The following is a 12923-nucleotide window of genomic DNA, read 5'->3' as shown; positions in this document are numbered from 1 at the left end:
AACCGGGAACGCTCCACGACGAGCGTCTTTTCGGGTCCGGTGTCTATGGGCCCAACATTGCGCGGGAATTGCGATCAGGGCCGGATGAAGACCTTGCCGTTGGGTTTGGCCAGTTCTTCGGGTAGGCGCGCCATCGCCTCGGCCAGCGGCACCACCGCCGTGACGTCAGTGGACCAGCGGCCGTCGGCAAAGCGCCTCTGCGCCTCAAGCGCCGCCGGGCCGCGGCGATCCTTGTTGCGACGCATCCAGTCGGTCAGCCAGAAACCCTCGACATGCTTCTGCTGGAAGATGAGCTGGCCGGGCTCGCGGATCATCGTGTCAGACGGGTCGAGCCGGCCATAGATGATCCAGCGCGAGCGCTTGGGCATGGCGTCGAACACCAGCGAAGCCAGCGGACCGGTGACCGCGTCGAGAAAGATGCGAGGCTGTTCGACCTTCATCACCTCGCGCAGCGTCTGCACGAAATCCGGCGCCTTCTCGTTGAGCACATGGGCGGCCCCCAGTTCCTTCAGCAGCGGGATCTGGTCGTCGCGACGCACGGTCACGATCGGATGATAGCCGTCCTCCTTGGCCAGGCCGATGATCAGTTTGCAGAGTTGGCTGGCGCCGGCTGTCATCACGAAGGCCTTGTGCCCCTCGTCCTTGACGATGCCGTACATGGCAATGGCGGTCAGCGGGTTGACGATCATCGCGGCCGCATCCTCGTCGCGGACCGCATCGATCAGCGGAATGCAGGCGAGCGCCTCGGCCAGAGCATAGTCGGCCCAGGCGCCCCAATTGGTCAGGCCCGTGGCGAAGGCAATGCGCTTGCCAACAAGGCTCTGCGCATAGGCATCGTCGCCGGCGGCGACCACCGTGCCAACCCCTTCGAAGCCGGCCGGCTGCCCCTGCACGCGCGGTTGGCCATAGAGGCCCTTCACGAACATCACGTCGGACGGGTTGATCGAAGCCAGGCTCACCTTGATGAGCACCTGCGTTGCTTCAGGCACCGGCACGCCGATCACGCCCGGACGCACATAAGGCTCCATGGCTTCCAGTGCGCTTCCGCTCGGCTGTCGGGCGTAGCCGTCGCCGACCAGGAGTAGCGCCTTCATTTCGGATGCAATGGTCATCGCAATGCTCCTTGCCCAGGGGTGGTTAGGGTTTGAGGATCAACTTGCCGGACGCGCCGCGCCCCAGCACGCGTTTCAGAACGCTGGCCGCATCGGCCAGCGGGTAGACGCCCTCGATTACCGGCTTGACCTTTCCGGCGAGATACCAATCGACCAGTTCGCGCATGTTGCCGGCATAGGTCTGCGGCTCGCGAACGGTGAAATCGCCCCAATAAACACCGACGACGGAGAAACCTTTCACCAGTGTCAGGTTGACCGCCAGTTTCGGGATGGTGCCCGACGCGAAGCCGATGACGAGCAGCCGTCCGTTCCAGCCCATGGCGCGCGCCAGTGCCTCGAAGGCATCGCCGCCAACCGGATCGAAGCCGACATCGACGCCCTTGCCGCCGGTGATTTCCTTGAGCGCGTCCTTCAAATTGTCGTAGCCGAGCACGATGTCGGCGCCGGCCTCGGCGGCGATGCGCTGCTTTTGCGGCGACGAGGCGACACCGATGACCTTGGCGCCCATCGCCTTGCCGATCTGCACGGCGGCAACGCCGGTGGCACCGGCCGCACCCAGAACGCACAGCGTTTCGCCTTGTTCGAGCTGGCCGCGCTGCTTGAGCGCATGATGGGATGTGCCATAGCCGCAAATCAGCGCACAGGCGTCCGCCGCGCTCATCGCATCCGGCAGCTTCATCGCCATCGTCTCGGGAAACGCGACCTTCTCCGCATAGCCGCCGATGACGGTCAGCGCGGCGACCCGGTCGCCGACTTTGATGCTTTGCACTTTCGAACCGGCCGCGATCACCCGCCCGGCCACTTCCATGCCCGGCACGAACGGCACCGGAGGCTTCATCTGATAGAGGCCCTGGACCAGCAGGCCATCGGGATAGTTGACGCCGATCGCCTCGGCGGCGATCACCACGCCATCGCCTTTCGCTTCCGGCTCCGGCCAATCGCCATAGGCGAGCTGATCGAGCGGCGCGAAGGCACGAGCGATGACGGCTTTCATGTCTCTCCTCCCGGATCGAGCATTTTGCCCTGAACGGACCTTACAGCTTTTCCTGCGTGTATTTCTTCAGTTCCTCGCGCGCCACCTGGCGGCGATGCACCGCGTCGGGCCCATCGGCGAGTCTCAGCGTGCGCAGGTGCGTCCAGGCTCGCGCCAGCGGCGTATCCTGGCTGATGCCTTGCGCGCCGTGCATCTGCACGGCCTCGTCGACCACCTTCAGCGCCACGCGCGGCGCCACAACCTTGATCTGGCTGATCCATGGAGCTGCCGCGCGCGCGTCGCCCCGGTCGATCATCCAGGCTGCCTTGAGGCAGAGCAGCCTGGCCATCTCGATCTCCATGCGGCACTCGGCGATGATGTCGAAATTGGCGCCGAGCCTGGCCAGCGGCTGGCCGAACGCTTCACGCCGCACCGAGCGGCGCGACAGCAATTCCAGCGCCATCTCGGCCTGACCGATGGCGCGCATGCAGTGATGGATGCGGCCGGGGCCAAGCCGGCCCTGCGCGATCTCGAAGCCCCTGCCCTCGCCCAAGATCATGTTCGTGGCCGGCACGCGGACATTGTCGAAGCGCAGATGCATATGCCCATGCGGCGCATCGTCATCGCCATAGACCTGCATGGCGCGAATTTTGGTGACGCCTTTCGTATCCGCCGGCACCAGGATCATCGAGTGCTGCTTGTGCTTCGGCTCGCCGGCGCCGCCGGTTTTCACCATGACGATATAGATCGCGCAGCGCGGATCGCCGGCGCCGGAAGCCCACCATTTCTCGCCATTCAGCACATAGTCGCCGCCGTCGCGCCCGCAACGCATGGAAATGTTGGTCGCGTCCGAGGAGGCCACATCCGGCTCGGTCATCAGATAGGCCGAGCGAATTTTGCCTTCGAGCAAGGGACCCAGCCACGCCTTCTTGTGTTCGGCCGAACCGTAGCGTTCCAGCACCTCCATGTTGCCGGTGTCGGGCGCCGAGCAGTTGAAGGTCTCCGCACCCAGATGCGCCTTGCCCATCTCCTCGGCCAGATAGGCATATTCGACCGTGGTCAGCCCGTAGCCGCGATCGGAGCCGGTCAACCAGAAGTTCCACAGGCCGCGCTCACGCGCCTTGGCCTTGAGCCCTTCGAGGATTTCGGTCTGACGTTTCGAATAGGCCCAGCGGTCACCGGCCTTGCCGACCTCCGCCAGGAACTCCTCGTCGAGCGGCATCACCTCGTCGCGCACCATGGCAGCGACCTGGGCGTGGATCGGCTTCAGCTTTTCGGTCATGCCGAGATTCATGTCGGCCATCACAGGTTCCCTTCCCCGACGCCCAGTCCACGCGCGGTGAAATGGACGACCTGCGCCACGATCGCCTCGATGTCATCCTTGGTTTCGCCGGGGCGCGGCGTGTACCAGAACAGCGGAGAATTGAGCGACACGAACATGAGCTGTTCGGTGATGCCGGGATCGTCGAAGCGCATGGCGCCCGCCTGGCGCGCCGCCACGATCACCTGCCGGAAGATCGCGCCATAGTCGTTGCGAACCTGCATCAGCCGCGCGAATTCCTCGCGTTGCTCCGGCGTGGTCGCACCGCGCAGATAAAGCTCGACGCCTTCCCACACCACGCGCTGATAGCTGCGTGTCACGATCATCTGGCGCGTATGGATCGTCGCCATATGCCGCCATTGTTCCACCGCCGTGCCGGCAAGGCGGCGCGCCGGCTCGATCGCGGCATAGTTCATCGCCATGCCGGTGCGAAACACGTCCGCGAACAGATCGCCCTTGGATGGATAGTGATGATAGATGCGGCCCTTGGTCGAGCCGAGGCTGCGGGCGACATCGTCGATGGAGCTGGCAGCATAGCCCCGCGCCATGAAACAGGCGGCAGCAGCGTCGAGGATCGCGGCGCGGGAGCCGTCGGCGGCGATGGTGCCACCGACGGCTCCGGCCTCCTCTTCCCGCTCCGCCAAGTGCGGTCTCGCTGCCATTGCCCCTCGATTTGCCGGCTTTACAACATGCGAAGTTCAACATACTACTCGGTATGTTGTCAATCCGAATGCCGATTTTCGATACTCATAGAAGCATCGGCGACGAGCGGACTGATTGTAGGGAGGGCCGATGAGCTACCTCGACGACATGTTCTCGGTAACCGGCAAGATCGCCCTGGTCACCGGCGCCGCCACCGGCATTGGCCGCATGGCCGCCACCGCGCTCGTTCGCGCCGGCGCCACCGTCATGATCGCCTCGCGCAAGGGCGAAGATTGCACCAAGGTCGCCGATGAGCTGAATGCAGTTGGCGCACTCGGCAAAGCAGAGGGTTTTGCCGGCGATGTCTCCTCCGAAGCCGGTATTGCCGCCCTTGTCGAAGCGGTCAAGGCACGCACCGATCGGCTGCACATATTGATCAACAATGCCGGCATTTCCTGGGGCGCACCGCTGGAGACCTTCCCGTATCATGCCTGGGCCAAGGTGTTCGGCGTCAACGTGACGGCGGTGTTCCAGCTGACACGCGACCTGCTGCCGCTGCTTGAGAAGGCCGCCTCCGATGCCGATCCGGCGCGCGTCATCAATCTGGGCTCGGTGATGGGCACGCAACCGCTGGCCGATGACGCCTATTCCTACACCGCCTCCAAGGCCGCCGTTCACCACCTCACCCGCACGCTGGCTATCGAGCTGGCGGCGCGGCGCATCACCGTCAACGCCTTTGCGCCAGGCCCCTTCCAGAGCCGCATGACGGCGTTCGCCACCGGCACCGAGGAGAAGGCGAAACATGTCGGTGGCCATGTTCCCATCGGTCGCATCGGCGAGCCGGATGACATTGGCGGCGCCACGCTCTATTTGTGCAGCCGGGCTGGCAGCTATGTCACCGGCGCGATCCTGCCGATCGATGGCGGACAATCGGTGCAGCACGGCCTGACCCTATTCAAGGAATGACGGCCGCGCCGCCACCAGGAGATGCCCGTGCAACCCATCAGTCTCGAAACATTGCTCGCCAGCGTCGGCAAGGAAGTCGGCCTTTCGCCCTGGCGCGTCGTCACCCAGACGATGATCGACCAGTTCGCCGACGCCACCGACGACCATCAGTTCATCCATTGCGATCCCGCGCGGGCCGCGGCCGAAGCCCCCTTCGGCGGCACCATCGCGCACGGCTTCCTCACCCTGTCGCTGCTGTCGGCGATGACATTCGAGACCTTGCCCCCGCTGGCCAAAGGCAAGATGGGCGTCAACCATGGCTTCGACGAGCTCCGCTTCCTGGCCCCGGTCAAGACCGGCGCGCGCATCCGCACCCGCTTCGTGCTGGCCGAAGTGAAGGCGCGCCCGTCGGGCTGGGTGCAGGCCTCCCATGACGTCACCATCGAGATCGAAGGCTCGCTGAAGCCGGCATTGACCGCGCGCTGGCTGACACTCACCTTCGTGGAACCCGAAACGCAGGACGCATGACCGATCCGAACACGCTCGATCCCGCCCTTCTGGCTCCTTATCTGGAGCGCGAAGTTCCAGGCTTTTCAGGGCTGGGAGCGATCGAGAAGTTCAAGTCCGGCCAGTCCAACCCGACCTATCTGTTGACCGCGAAAAGCGGCCGCTACGTGCTGCGCGCCAAGCCGCCGGGACAGTTGCTGAAATCGGCGCATCAGGTCGACCGCGAATTCCGCGTCATGAAGGCCCTTGCCGGGACCGGCGTGCCGGTGCCGCAGATGTTGCATCTCTCGGACGAGAATTCGCCGATCGGGCGCATGTTCTATCTGATGGCCTTCGTCGACGGACGCATCTTCTGGGACCCGGCTTTGCCGGAAGCATCCAGCAGTGAGCGAGCGGCGGTCTACGACGCGATGAACGCGACACTGGCAATCCTGCACGATGTCGACGTCGAGGCCGTCGGCCTCGGCGATTACGGCCGGCCCGGCAACTATTTCGAGCGCCAGCTCGCACGCTGGACCAGCCAGTACCGCGCTTCCGAAACCGAAACCAATGGCGAGATGGACGCGCTGATCGCCTGGCTGGAGGCGAACCAGCCCGCCGATGACGGCCGGCTCTCGCTTGTGCATGGCGACTACCGGCTGGACAATATGATCTTCGCCAAGGACCAGGCTGAGGTGATTGCGCTGCTCGACTGGGAGCTGTCGACGCTCGGCCACCCCTTCGCCGACATCGCCTATCAGTGCATGCAATGGCGCCTGCCGCACCAGTCCGGCTTCAAAGGCCTTGGCGGCATCGACCGCGCGGCAGTCGGCCTGCCTTCGGAAGAAGACTATGTCGCCGCCTATTGCCGTCGGCGCGGACTCGGCGGCATCGCCAACTGGACCTTCCTGCTTGCCTTCTCCTTCTTCCGGCTCGCGGCGATCTGTCAGGGTGTCTACAAGCGCGCGCTGGACGGCAATGCCTCCAATCCTGCCAAGGCCAAGGTCTATGCCGACGCCGTGAAACTGCTGACGCATCTGGCAGCGCGACTGATCGAAGGAGAGAAGTGATCATGGGCCGTTTCGATGGTGCTGCCGTGCTGATCACCGGCGCCACCGGTGGGCTTGGCCAGGGGGCAGCCAAAGGCTTCGCGGCCGAGGGCGCCAAGCTGATCCTGTCTGATATCGATAGGGCCGCGCTGGAACGCTTTGCCGCGACGCTCGGCACGGAGACGGCCACGCTTGCCGGCAATATTGCCGACGAAGACCTTTCCGAAGCGCTGGTGAAACTGGCCGTCGACCGCTTCGGCCGGCTGGACATCGCCGTCAACAATGCCGGCATCGCCCAGAGCTTCGTGCGCCTGCCGCAGGTTCCCTCCGACGAGGCGCGCCGCATCCTCGAGATCGACCTGCTCGGCGTCTTCTACGCGATGAAACATCAGCTGCCGCAGATGGAACGGCAATTCAAGGCTCGCGGCAAGGGTGGCACGGTCGTCAACATCGCCTCAGTAGCCGGACTGGTCGGTGCGCCGAAACTGTCCGTCTATGCCGCAGCCAAACACGGCGTGGTCGGCCTGACCAAATCGGCAGCGGCGGAATATGCCACCAAAGGCGTGCGTGTGAACGCGATCTGCCCGGCCCACACCCGCACGAAGATGGTCGACGATTTCGTCAAGATCTCAGGCGCCCCGCAGGATCTGGCGCTGTCGGAACTGACACGCGGCGTACCGATGAAGCGGGTGGGCGAAGTCCCGGAGATCGTCGAAGCGATGCTGTTCGCGGCCGATCCCAAAAATACCTTTATGACGGGCCACACGCTCGCCGTCGACGGTGGCGTCGGCGCGATTTGAGAAAGACCCCGGCCGGTAATTCCCCAACGATAACTTGCGGATGACCGTACTGAGTATATACTGAAAAAGAGGGGAAATGGGAGCGAGAAAGGCAACAGGATTGCCGCAAACTGCGCAAACACGTCGCGAACAACAAAAAGCGACCTTGCGATCCGAACTTGTGGCCGCAGCCCATAAGCTGGTGCAGCAAGAAGGCTATGAAGGCCTGACCATCCGCAAGCTGGCCAAGATGGTCGGCTATGCGCCGATGTCGGTCTATTCCTATTTCGCTGACAAGCAGGACATCCTGTTCGCGCTCGCCGAAGACGCTTTCCAGACGCTGGCCAAGCGCATCGAGCAGAACGCGCCCGACGATCCGATGGATGCGCTGCGCGCGGTGATGACCGAATATGCCGCCTTTGGCCTCGGCAACCCCAACGAATACCGCACCGTCTTCATGACCGAGAAGGTGAAGCCGCCGGCCGGCCGTACATTCGAGGAAATGGAGAACAACAATCCGGCGATGGCCGTGCTGATCAGCCGTGTCGAGGCCTGCGTTGCTGCTGGCCGGCTGAAGGGCGACCCGCATGCCATCGCAACCATGCTTTGGGCTGTCGGCCACGGCACCATCTCGCTGCTGGTGACCCACCCCTTCTACCCGTTTGGCGACCATCAGGCATTCGTGAAGCGCATGTGCGACTTCAGTCTCGCCGCACTGAGCAGCGATGAAGTCAAAGCGTTAAGCGACCAGCCGGCCAAGCCCTGCTGAGACAGGAAGCAGGCAGCAACGCCAAGCCGGCTGCCGGAGAAATCCGCAAACTGCCCGTTTCCGCGTCTGTTTTTTGACGCATCGGCGTTAGTCGCCGGAAATTGCCGCCCTGCGACAAACCGAGCCCGCCGACACGATTTTGACGAGCGCCATTTTTTACCCAGCCCTTTCAATGTGTTGAAGCCAGGCAAGCCGGCAAGGTTGGTTCGCGCCAGAAGTCGCGTCCAAAAAATTTTCCGTACGCGTACGATTTTTCATTGAAATCCCGCTGAGAGGGGCATACATGGACGATGCAACGTACATGTACGGAAATAGAAATTCAGATATTGAACCGGAGAAAGTCGATGAAAACGACAGCTCTTGCCCTCGCCACCCTCGTTGCCCTGTCGGGTACCGCCTTCGCTGGCCAGGCCACCACCAAGCAGATCAAGGCTCCCGCCACCCACGCCGAAACCACCGTGAAGGGCAAGCTCGACTATGCCACCACCGGCTCGGTCGACAAGGCAGGCTCGAAGGCTGGCACCGCCGGCCCGCGCCTCGGCATCGACGTCAGCCCGTGGGTCATGCCGATCTCCCAGTAAGGTTCCCCCAACCGTCTGGTTGAGAACGGCAAACAAAAAGGGCGGCTGATTAAACCAGCCGCCCTTTTTGCATGTCGAAAACCGTAGGCACGCGCCGTTGACGACCGCCGCAGCCTTGCGCCAACCATGGCGTCATCAGGTGCTATGTCTTCTTGCGCCTCGGCGCGCCCGAGATCGACGTCGATATCACCGAGATGGGATCGCTGGCCGGAAACGTATCCTCCAACCCCTCCTCGAGTTTTTCCTCGCGGTTGGGCTCGCTGCGCCGACGTTTCTCGAACGAGCGCACCGCCGCCGTCTTCTTCGGCTTCCCGGATGTTGCGGATTTCGACGGATCGGCCATGGGCAACTCCCTCTATCCAAAGCCCATGACGGGCTCTGGGGACAGAACGGCGCCGCCCGGCAATGGTTCCTATGCTGCCGCGTCGCGTGCTGCCTCGGACAGGAAAGTGAAAACATAATCCGAGAAGGAGCGCCAGCACTCGACGCGGAAGGTTTCTTCGGCCGTGCGGTAAAGCACGATCTCGACCTTGCCGAGGATGGTACGGGAACATGCGCCGACCGGGAATGCAGCGAGCGACAGGTCCTGTGGGCAGCCGGCGTTCAGCGTCGCCTCGGCGCCCGGACCGGCGACCGCGATCGCCACATTGCGGTGCGAGACGCCGACCGCGGAATGCAACTGCTTGACCTTGGCGCAATCGGCCAGCGGATCAGCCCCGGTCTCGTCGATGACCAGCCATTCGTCCGGCCCGAGCCACAGCGCGAAGCGGCCATCCTTGGCGGCAGAGGTCTTTGGCTTCTTCGGCAATGTCAGCCCGAGCGCCTTGGACAGCGCCGCCAGCGAGGCTTCCGGCGCGCGCAGCGAGATGCGTTCGGCCGGCTCCAGCGCAGTCAGCGTGACGTGGGCCGCCGAGGCATTGCGGCCGGCAAGTGCCGGATGCCGTTCGGCCAGAGCGGTTGTGGTTTTCTGGGCAGCCTTAGCCATTGAGGCGTTCCCCCTTCTCGTCGAAGAACACCATACCGGTGACTTCGACTTCAATCACACGGTCGGGCATCGGCACATAGAGCGTTTCGCCCATGCGATCGCGCCCGCCGGCGACAAGCGCCAGTGCGATCGAGCGTCCGCAATTCTGCGACCAGTAGCTCGAGGTGACGTGACCCAGCATCTTCATCGGCACAGGCTGGTTCGGATTGTCGACGATCTGCGCGCCCTCTTCCAAAACCACTTTCGGATCCTTGGTCTTGAGGCCGACAAGCTGCTTGCGGCCCTTGGCAACGAGGTCTGGCCGCATCATACCGCGAATGCCGACGAAATCGGCCTTCTTCTTGCCGACCGCCCAGTCGAGGCCGGCGTCGTTCGGCGTCACGGTCCCGTCGGTGTCCTGGCCGACGATGATGTAACCCTTCTCGGCGCGCAGCACATGCATGGCCTCGGTGCCATAGGCCGAGGCGCCGTGCTTCTGGCCTTCGGCCCACAACGCTTCCCAAACCGCCTGGCCGTAATCGGCCGGCACGTTGACCTCGAAGCCGCGGTCGCCGGTGAACGACATACGGAACAGCCGGGTCGGCACGCCGCAGATCTTGCCTTCGCGCACCGACATATGCGGCAGCGCCTCGTCCGACATATCGATGCCTTCGACCAGCGGAGCGATGATGTCGCGCGACTTCGGCCCCTGCACCGCGATGACCGCCCATTGCTCGGAAATCGAGGTCAGCCAGACATTGAGATGCGGGAATTCGGTCTGGAGGTAGTCCTCCATCATGTTCATGACGCGAGCGGCACCGCCGGTGGTCGTCGTCACATGGAAGCGGTCCGGCGCCAAGCGCCCGACGACACCGTCGTCATAGATGAAACCGTCCTCGCGCAGCATGATGCCATAGCGGCAGCGGCCTGGCTCCAGCTTCTCCCACGGATTGGTGTAGAGCAGCTCCATGAATTTCGCCGCGTCCGGCCCGACCACTTCGATCTTGCCGAGCGTCGAAGCATCGAACAGGCCGGCGGTCTTGCGCACGGTCACGCATTCGCGGTCGACGGCGGCATGCATGTCCTCGCCGGCGCGCGGGAAATACCAGGCACGTTTCCACTGGCCGACATCCTCGAACACAGCGCCGTGCTTCTCGGCCCAGCCATGCATCGGCGTGCGCCGTGTCGGGTCGAACAGCGGCCCGCGCGCGTGGTTGACGATGGCGCCGAAAGTCACCGGCGTATAAGGCGCGCGGAACGTGGTCAGGCCGACCTCGGGGATCGGCTTACCCAGCATGTCGGCGGCGATCGCCAGACCATGCATGTTGGAAGTCTTGCCCTGGTCTGTGGCCATGCCGTTGGTGGTGAAACGCTTGACATGCTCGATCGAGCGCATGCCTTCGCGCACCGCTTGGCGGATGTCCTTGGCGGTAACGTCGTTCTGGAAGTCGACGAAGGCCTTCACCGTGGTGTCCGGGCCGGCGCCGGGCGCCGAGCCGAGCATGCCGCGCGACCATGTCTCTCCAACCTCGACCTTGGGTTTCGCTGCCTTGGCGGCCTTGCCGCCCGCTTCCTTCGCGGCCTTGACGCCGGCTGCGTAACCCTCGTCCACCGAGGCGGCCAGGCCGTCGGTGCCGTTGCAGGCACCGACCGACACGCAATCCTGCGCATAGGTGCCGGGCACGAAACGCTTGTCCTCGTTGAAGGCGACCTTGCCGCGCGACTGCGAGAAAAGATGCACCGACGGTGTCCAGCCCGCCGACATCAGCAGCGCGTCGATGGCGATGGCGCGCTCGCCGCCGCCATTCTTCGGCTGCACGGTCATCGACGAAACGCGCAGCTTGCCGCCGACGCGCACGACGGCACGGCCGTCGTGGATCTCGATGCCAGCCGCCCGCGCCTGGTCGATCAAGGCGCCAGACGGGTTATCGCGCAGGTCGACGATGGCGGCAACATTAACGCCGGCCTTCTTCAGGTCGATCGCCGCCGCATAGGCGGAATCGTTGGCGGTGTAGACGCCGACATTACGGCCCACCGCAACGCCGTAGTGATTGAGATAGGTGCGCGCGGCGGAAGCCAGCATCACGCCCGGACGGTCATTGTCGGCGAACACCATGTGCCGCTCGATCGCGCCGGTGGCGAGCACGACACGCTTGGCGCGCATCTGCCACAGCCGCTCGCGCGGCAGGTCGTGACCAGGATTGGCGAGATGGTCGCCGGCGCGTTCCACCAAGCCGACGAAATTCTGCGCGTAATAGCCGAAGGCGGTCGTGCGCGACAGAACCCGCACATTGTCCATGGCCTTCAGCCGGGCGACGGCGCCCTGGGCCCAGGCCCAGCCGGCCTGACCTTCGATACGCGCGCCGCTTTCGAAGCGCAGCGCACCGCCGAATTCCGCCTGTTCGTCGGCAACGATGACCCGCGCGCCCGTCTCGGCCGCAGCCAAGGCGGCGGCAAGGCCCGCCGCGCCGCCGCCCAGCACCAGCACGTCGCAATGTGCGAAGCGGGACGCGTAGTGGTCGGGATCCGGCTGGTCCGGCGCCACGCCGAGGCCGGCGGCGGAACGGATATTCGGCTCGTAGAAATTCTTCCAGGCCGACTTCGGCCACATGAAGGTCTTGTAGTAGAAGCCGGCCGAGAACATGGGCGAGGCAAGGTTGTTGACCGCGCCGACGTCGAAGGACAATGACGGCCAACGGTTCTGCGACTTGGCGACAAGCCCGTCATAGAGTTCCTGCACGGTGGCGCGCACATTGGGTGTCTTGCGCGCGCCGTCGCGGGCGATCTCGACCAGCGCATTCGGCTCTTCCGCGCCCGCGGACAGGAAACCGCGCGGGCGATGATATTTGAACGAGCGGCCGACTAGATGAACGCCATTGGCCAAAAGCGCCGAGGCCAGCGTATCGCCCTCGACGCCGGTGAAAGCCTTGCCGTCGAAGGTGAAGCGGGCGGTCTTGGCCGGCGTTAGGCGGCCGGCATTGCTGATGCGGAAAGCGCCGCTCATTTGGAAACTCCGGGCAGTTTCGAAGGCTTCGGCTCGCCGGCCTTGTAGGTCATCACGAACTTGTCGGTGACGGTGTCGCGCACCGCGTTGAAGAAGCGCGCGCAGCCATACACATGCCGCCAGCGCTCATAGATGATGCCCTTGGTGTTCGAGCGGATGAAGAAGAACTTCTCGAAATCGTCGTCGCTGACGGCGGCGATGTCGGACGATCGCGCGATATGCGCTTCGCCGGCGTTACGGAATTCGAGTTCCGGACGCTCTTCCTCGCAATAGGGGCAGCGGATGAGAAGCATTGTCT

14 protein-coding genes are annotated in these 12923 nt (G+C 64.1%); 6 read left to right on the top strand and 8 right to left on the bottom strand.

Annotated features, from left to right (window positions below; all coding sequences use genetic code 11):
* Positions 1–74 precede the first annotated feature (74 nt).
* From FZF13_RS14470 to FZF13_RS14455, 4 genes are read right to left on the bottom strand one after another with little or no spacing between them, the layout of a single operon-like run.
* A complete protein-coding gene (locus FZF13_RS14470; protein ID WP_024926910.1) occupies positions 75–1112 on the bottom strand; it encodes a zinc-binding dehydrogenase in 1038 nt (345 codons plus the stop codon).
* Positions 1113–1137: 25 nt separating this feature from the next.
* A complete protein-coding gene (locus tag FZF13_RS14465) occupies positions 1138–2106 on the bottom strand; it encodes an NADPH:quinone oxidoreductase family protein (protein WP_024926911.1) in 969 nt (322 codons plus the stop codon).
* 40 nt (positions 2107–2146) lie between these two features.
* Complete coding sequence (locus FZF13_RS14460) at positions 2147–3388, bottom strand: acyl-CoA dehydrogenase family protein (RefSeq protein WP_024926912.1); 1242 nt, start codon at positions 3386–3388, stop codon at positions 2147–2149.
* Positions 3388–4068, bottom strand: coding sequence for a TetR/AcrR family transcriptional regulator (locus FZF13_RS14455; RefSeq protein ID WP_081766981.1), 681 nt, complete (start codon positions 4066–4068; stop codon positions 3388–3390). The genes FZF13_RS14460 and FZF13_RS14455 overlap by 1 nt, the downstream gene beginning before the upstream one ends.
* Positions 4069–4198: 130 nt before the next feature.
* Here FZF13_RS14455 and FZF13_RS14450 point away from each other — a divergent pair, with 130 nt between their 5' ends.
* The 6 genes from FZF13_RS14450 to FZF13_RS14425 all read left to right on the top strand — a co-directional run bounded on the left by FZF13_RS14450 (position 4199) and on the right by FZF13_RS14425 (position 8657).
* Complete coding sequence (locus FZF13_RS14450; RefSeq protein ID WP_024926914.1) at positions 4199–5014, top strand: SDR family oxidoreductase; 816 nt, start codon at positions 4199–4201, stop codon at positions 5012–5014.
* Positions 5015–5035: 21 nt separating this feature from the next.
* Positions 5036–5521, top strand: a complete 486-nt coding sequence (locus FZF13_RS14445; protein ID WP_210270980.1) for a MaoC family dehydratase — start codon at positions 5036–5038, stop codon at positions 5519–5521.
* Positions 5518–6549: a phosphotransferase family protein gene (locus tag FZF13_RS14440; RefSeq protein WP_024926916.1), complete on the top strand. Its 1032-nt coding sequence runs from the start codon at positions 5518–5520 to the stop codon at positions 6547–6549. Before FZF13_RS14445 ends, FZF13_RS14440 begins: the two co-directional genes overlap by 4 nt.
* A 2-nt stretch (positions 6550–6551) precedes the next feature.
* Positions 6552–7328 (top strand): SDR family NAD(P)-dependent oxidoreductase, encoded by a 777-nt coding sequence (locus FZF13_RS14435; protein ID WP_024926917.1) that lies wholly within the window; start codon positions 6552–6554, stop codon positions 7326–7328.
* 100 nt (positions 7329–7428) lie between these two features.
* On the top strand, positions 7429–8076 hold the full coding sequence (locus FZF13_RS14430) for a TetR/AcrR family transcriptional regulator (RefSeq protein WP_024926918.1): 648 nt from the start codon (positions 7429–7431) through the stop codon (positions 8074–8076).
* A gap of 344 nt (positions 8077–8420) precedes the next feature.
* On the top strand, positions 8421–8657 hold the full coding sequence (locus FZF13_RS14425) for a hypothetical protein (protein WP_024926919.1): 237 nt from the start codon (positions 8421–8423) through the stop codon (positions 8655–8657).
* Between the two features lie 142 nt (positions 8658–8799).
* Here the strand turns inward: FZF13_RS14425 and FZF13_RS14420 are convergent, their stop codons facing one another.
* The 4 genes from FZF13_RS14420 to FZF13_RS14405 form a co-directional block, all read right to left on the bottom strand.
* A complete protein-coding gene (locus FZF13_RS14420) occupies positions 8800–9000 on the bottom strand; it encodes a hypothetical protein (RefSeq protein WP_024926920.1) in 201 nt (66 codons plus the stop codon).
* 69 nt (positions 9001–9069) lie between these two features.
* Complete coding sequence (locus tag FZF13_RS14415) at positions 9070–9642, bottom strand: sarcosine oxidase subunit gamma (RefSeq protein ID WP_024926921.1); 573 nt, start codon at positions 9640–9642, stop codon at positions 9070–9072.
* Entirely contained in the window at positions 9635–12625 is a 2991-nt protein-coding gene (locus FZF13_RS14410) for a sarcosine oxidase subunit alpha (protein WP_024927254.1), read from the bottom strand. Before FZF13_RS14410 ends, FZF13_RS14415 begins: the two co-directional genes overlap by 8 nt.
* A complete protein-coding gene (locus FZF13_RS14405) occupies positions 12622–12918 on the bottom strand; it encodes a sarcosine oxidase subunit delta (RefSeq protein ID WP_024926217.1) in 297 nt (98 codons plus the stop codon). Before FZF13_RS14405 ends, FZF13_RS14410 begins: the two co-directional genes overlap by 4 nt.
* Between the last annotated feature and the right edge of the window lie 5 nt (positions 12919–12923).

Origin of the sequence: Mesorhizobium terrae (assembly GCF_008727715.1) — a bacterium.
GTDB lineage: Bacteria > Pseudomonadota > Alphaproteobacteria > Rhizobiales > Rhizobiaceae > Mesorhizobium > Mesorhizobium terrae.
Note: the sequence above shows the minus strand (reverse complement) of the source record. Positions and strands in the feature narration are given on the sequence as shown.

Bases quoted from the DNA above. Each gene is read 5' to 3' on its own strand.
- FZF13_RS14440 (WP_024926916.1), top strand. From the start codon at position 5,518: ATGACCGATCCGAACACGCTCGATCCCGCCCTTCTGGCTCCTTATCTG.
- FZF13_RS14460 (WP_024926912.1), bottom strand. From the start codon at position 3,388: ATGGCCGACATGAATCTCGGCATGACCGAAAAGCTGAAGCCGATCCAC.
- FZF13_RS14470 (WP_024926910.1), bottom strand. From the start codon at position 1,112: ATGACCATTGCATCCGAAATGAAGGCGCTACTCCTGGTCGGCGACGGC.
- FZF13_RS14415 (WP_024926921.1), bottom strand. From the start codon at position 9,642: ATGGCTAAGGCTGCCCAGAAAACCACAACCGCTCTGGCCGAACGGCAT.
- FZF13_RS14405 (WP_024926217.1), bottom strand. From the start codon at position 12,918: ATGCTTCTCATCCGCTGCCCCTATTGCGAGGAAGAGCGTCCGGAACTC.
- FZF13_RS14465 (WP_024926911.1), bottom strand. From the start codon at position 2,106: ATGAAAGCCGTCATCGCTCGTGCCTTCGCGCCGCTCGATCAGCTCGCC.
- FZF13_RS14420 (WP_024926920.1), bottom strand. From the start codon at position 9,000: ATGGCCGATCCGTCGAAATCCGCAACATCCGGGAAGCCGAAGAAGACG.
- FZF13_RS14450 (WP_024926914.1), top strand. From the start codon at position 4,199: ATGAGCTACCTCGACGACATGTTCTCGGTAACCGGCAAGATCGCCCTG.
- FZF13_RS14435 (WP_024926917.1), top strand. From the start codon at position 6,552: ATGGGCCGTTTCGATGGTGCTGCCGTGCTGATCACCGGCGCCACCGGT.
- FZF13_RS14410 (WP_024927254.1), bottom strand. From the start codon at position 12,625: ATGAGCGGCGCTTTCCGCATCAGCAATGCCGGCCGCCTAACGCCGGCC.
- FZF13_RS14455 (WP_081766981.1), bottom strand. From the start codon at position 4,068: ATGGCAGCGAGACCGCACTTGGCGGAGCGGGAAGAGGAGGCCGGAGCC.
- FZF13_RS14425 (WP_024926919.1), top strand. From the start codon at position 8,421: ATGAAAACGACAGCTCTTGCCCTCGCCACCCTCGTTGCCCTGTCGGGT.
- FZF13_RS14445 (WP_210270980.1), top strand. From the start codon at position 5,036: ATGCCCGTGCAACCCATCAGTCTCGAAACATTGCTCGCCAGCGTCGGC.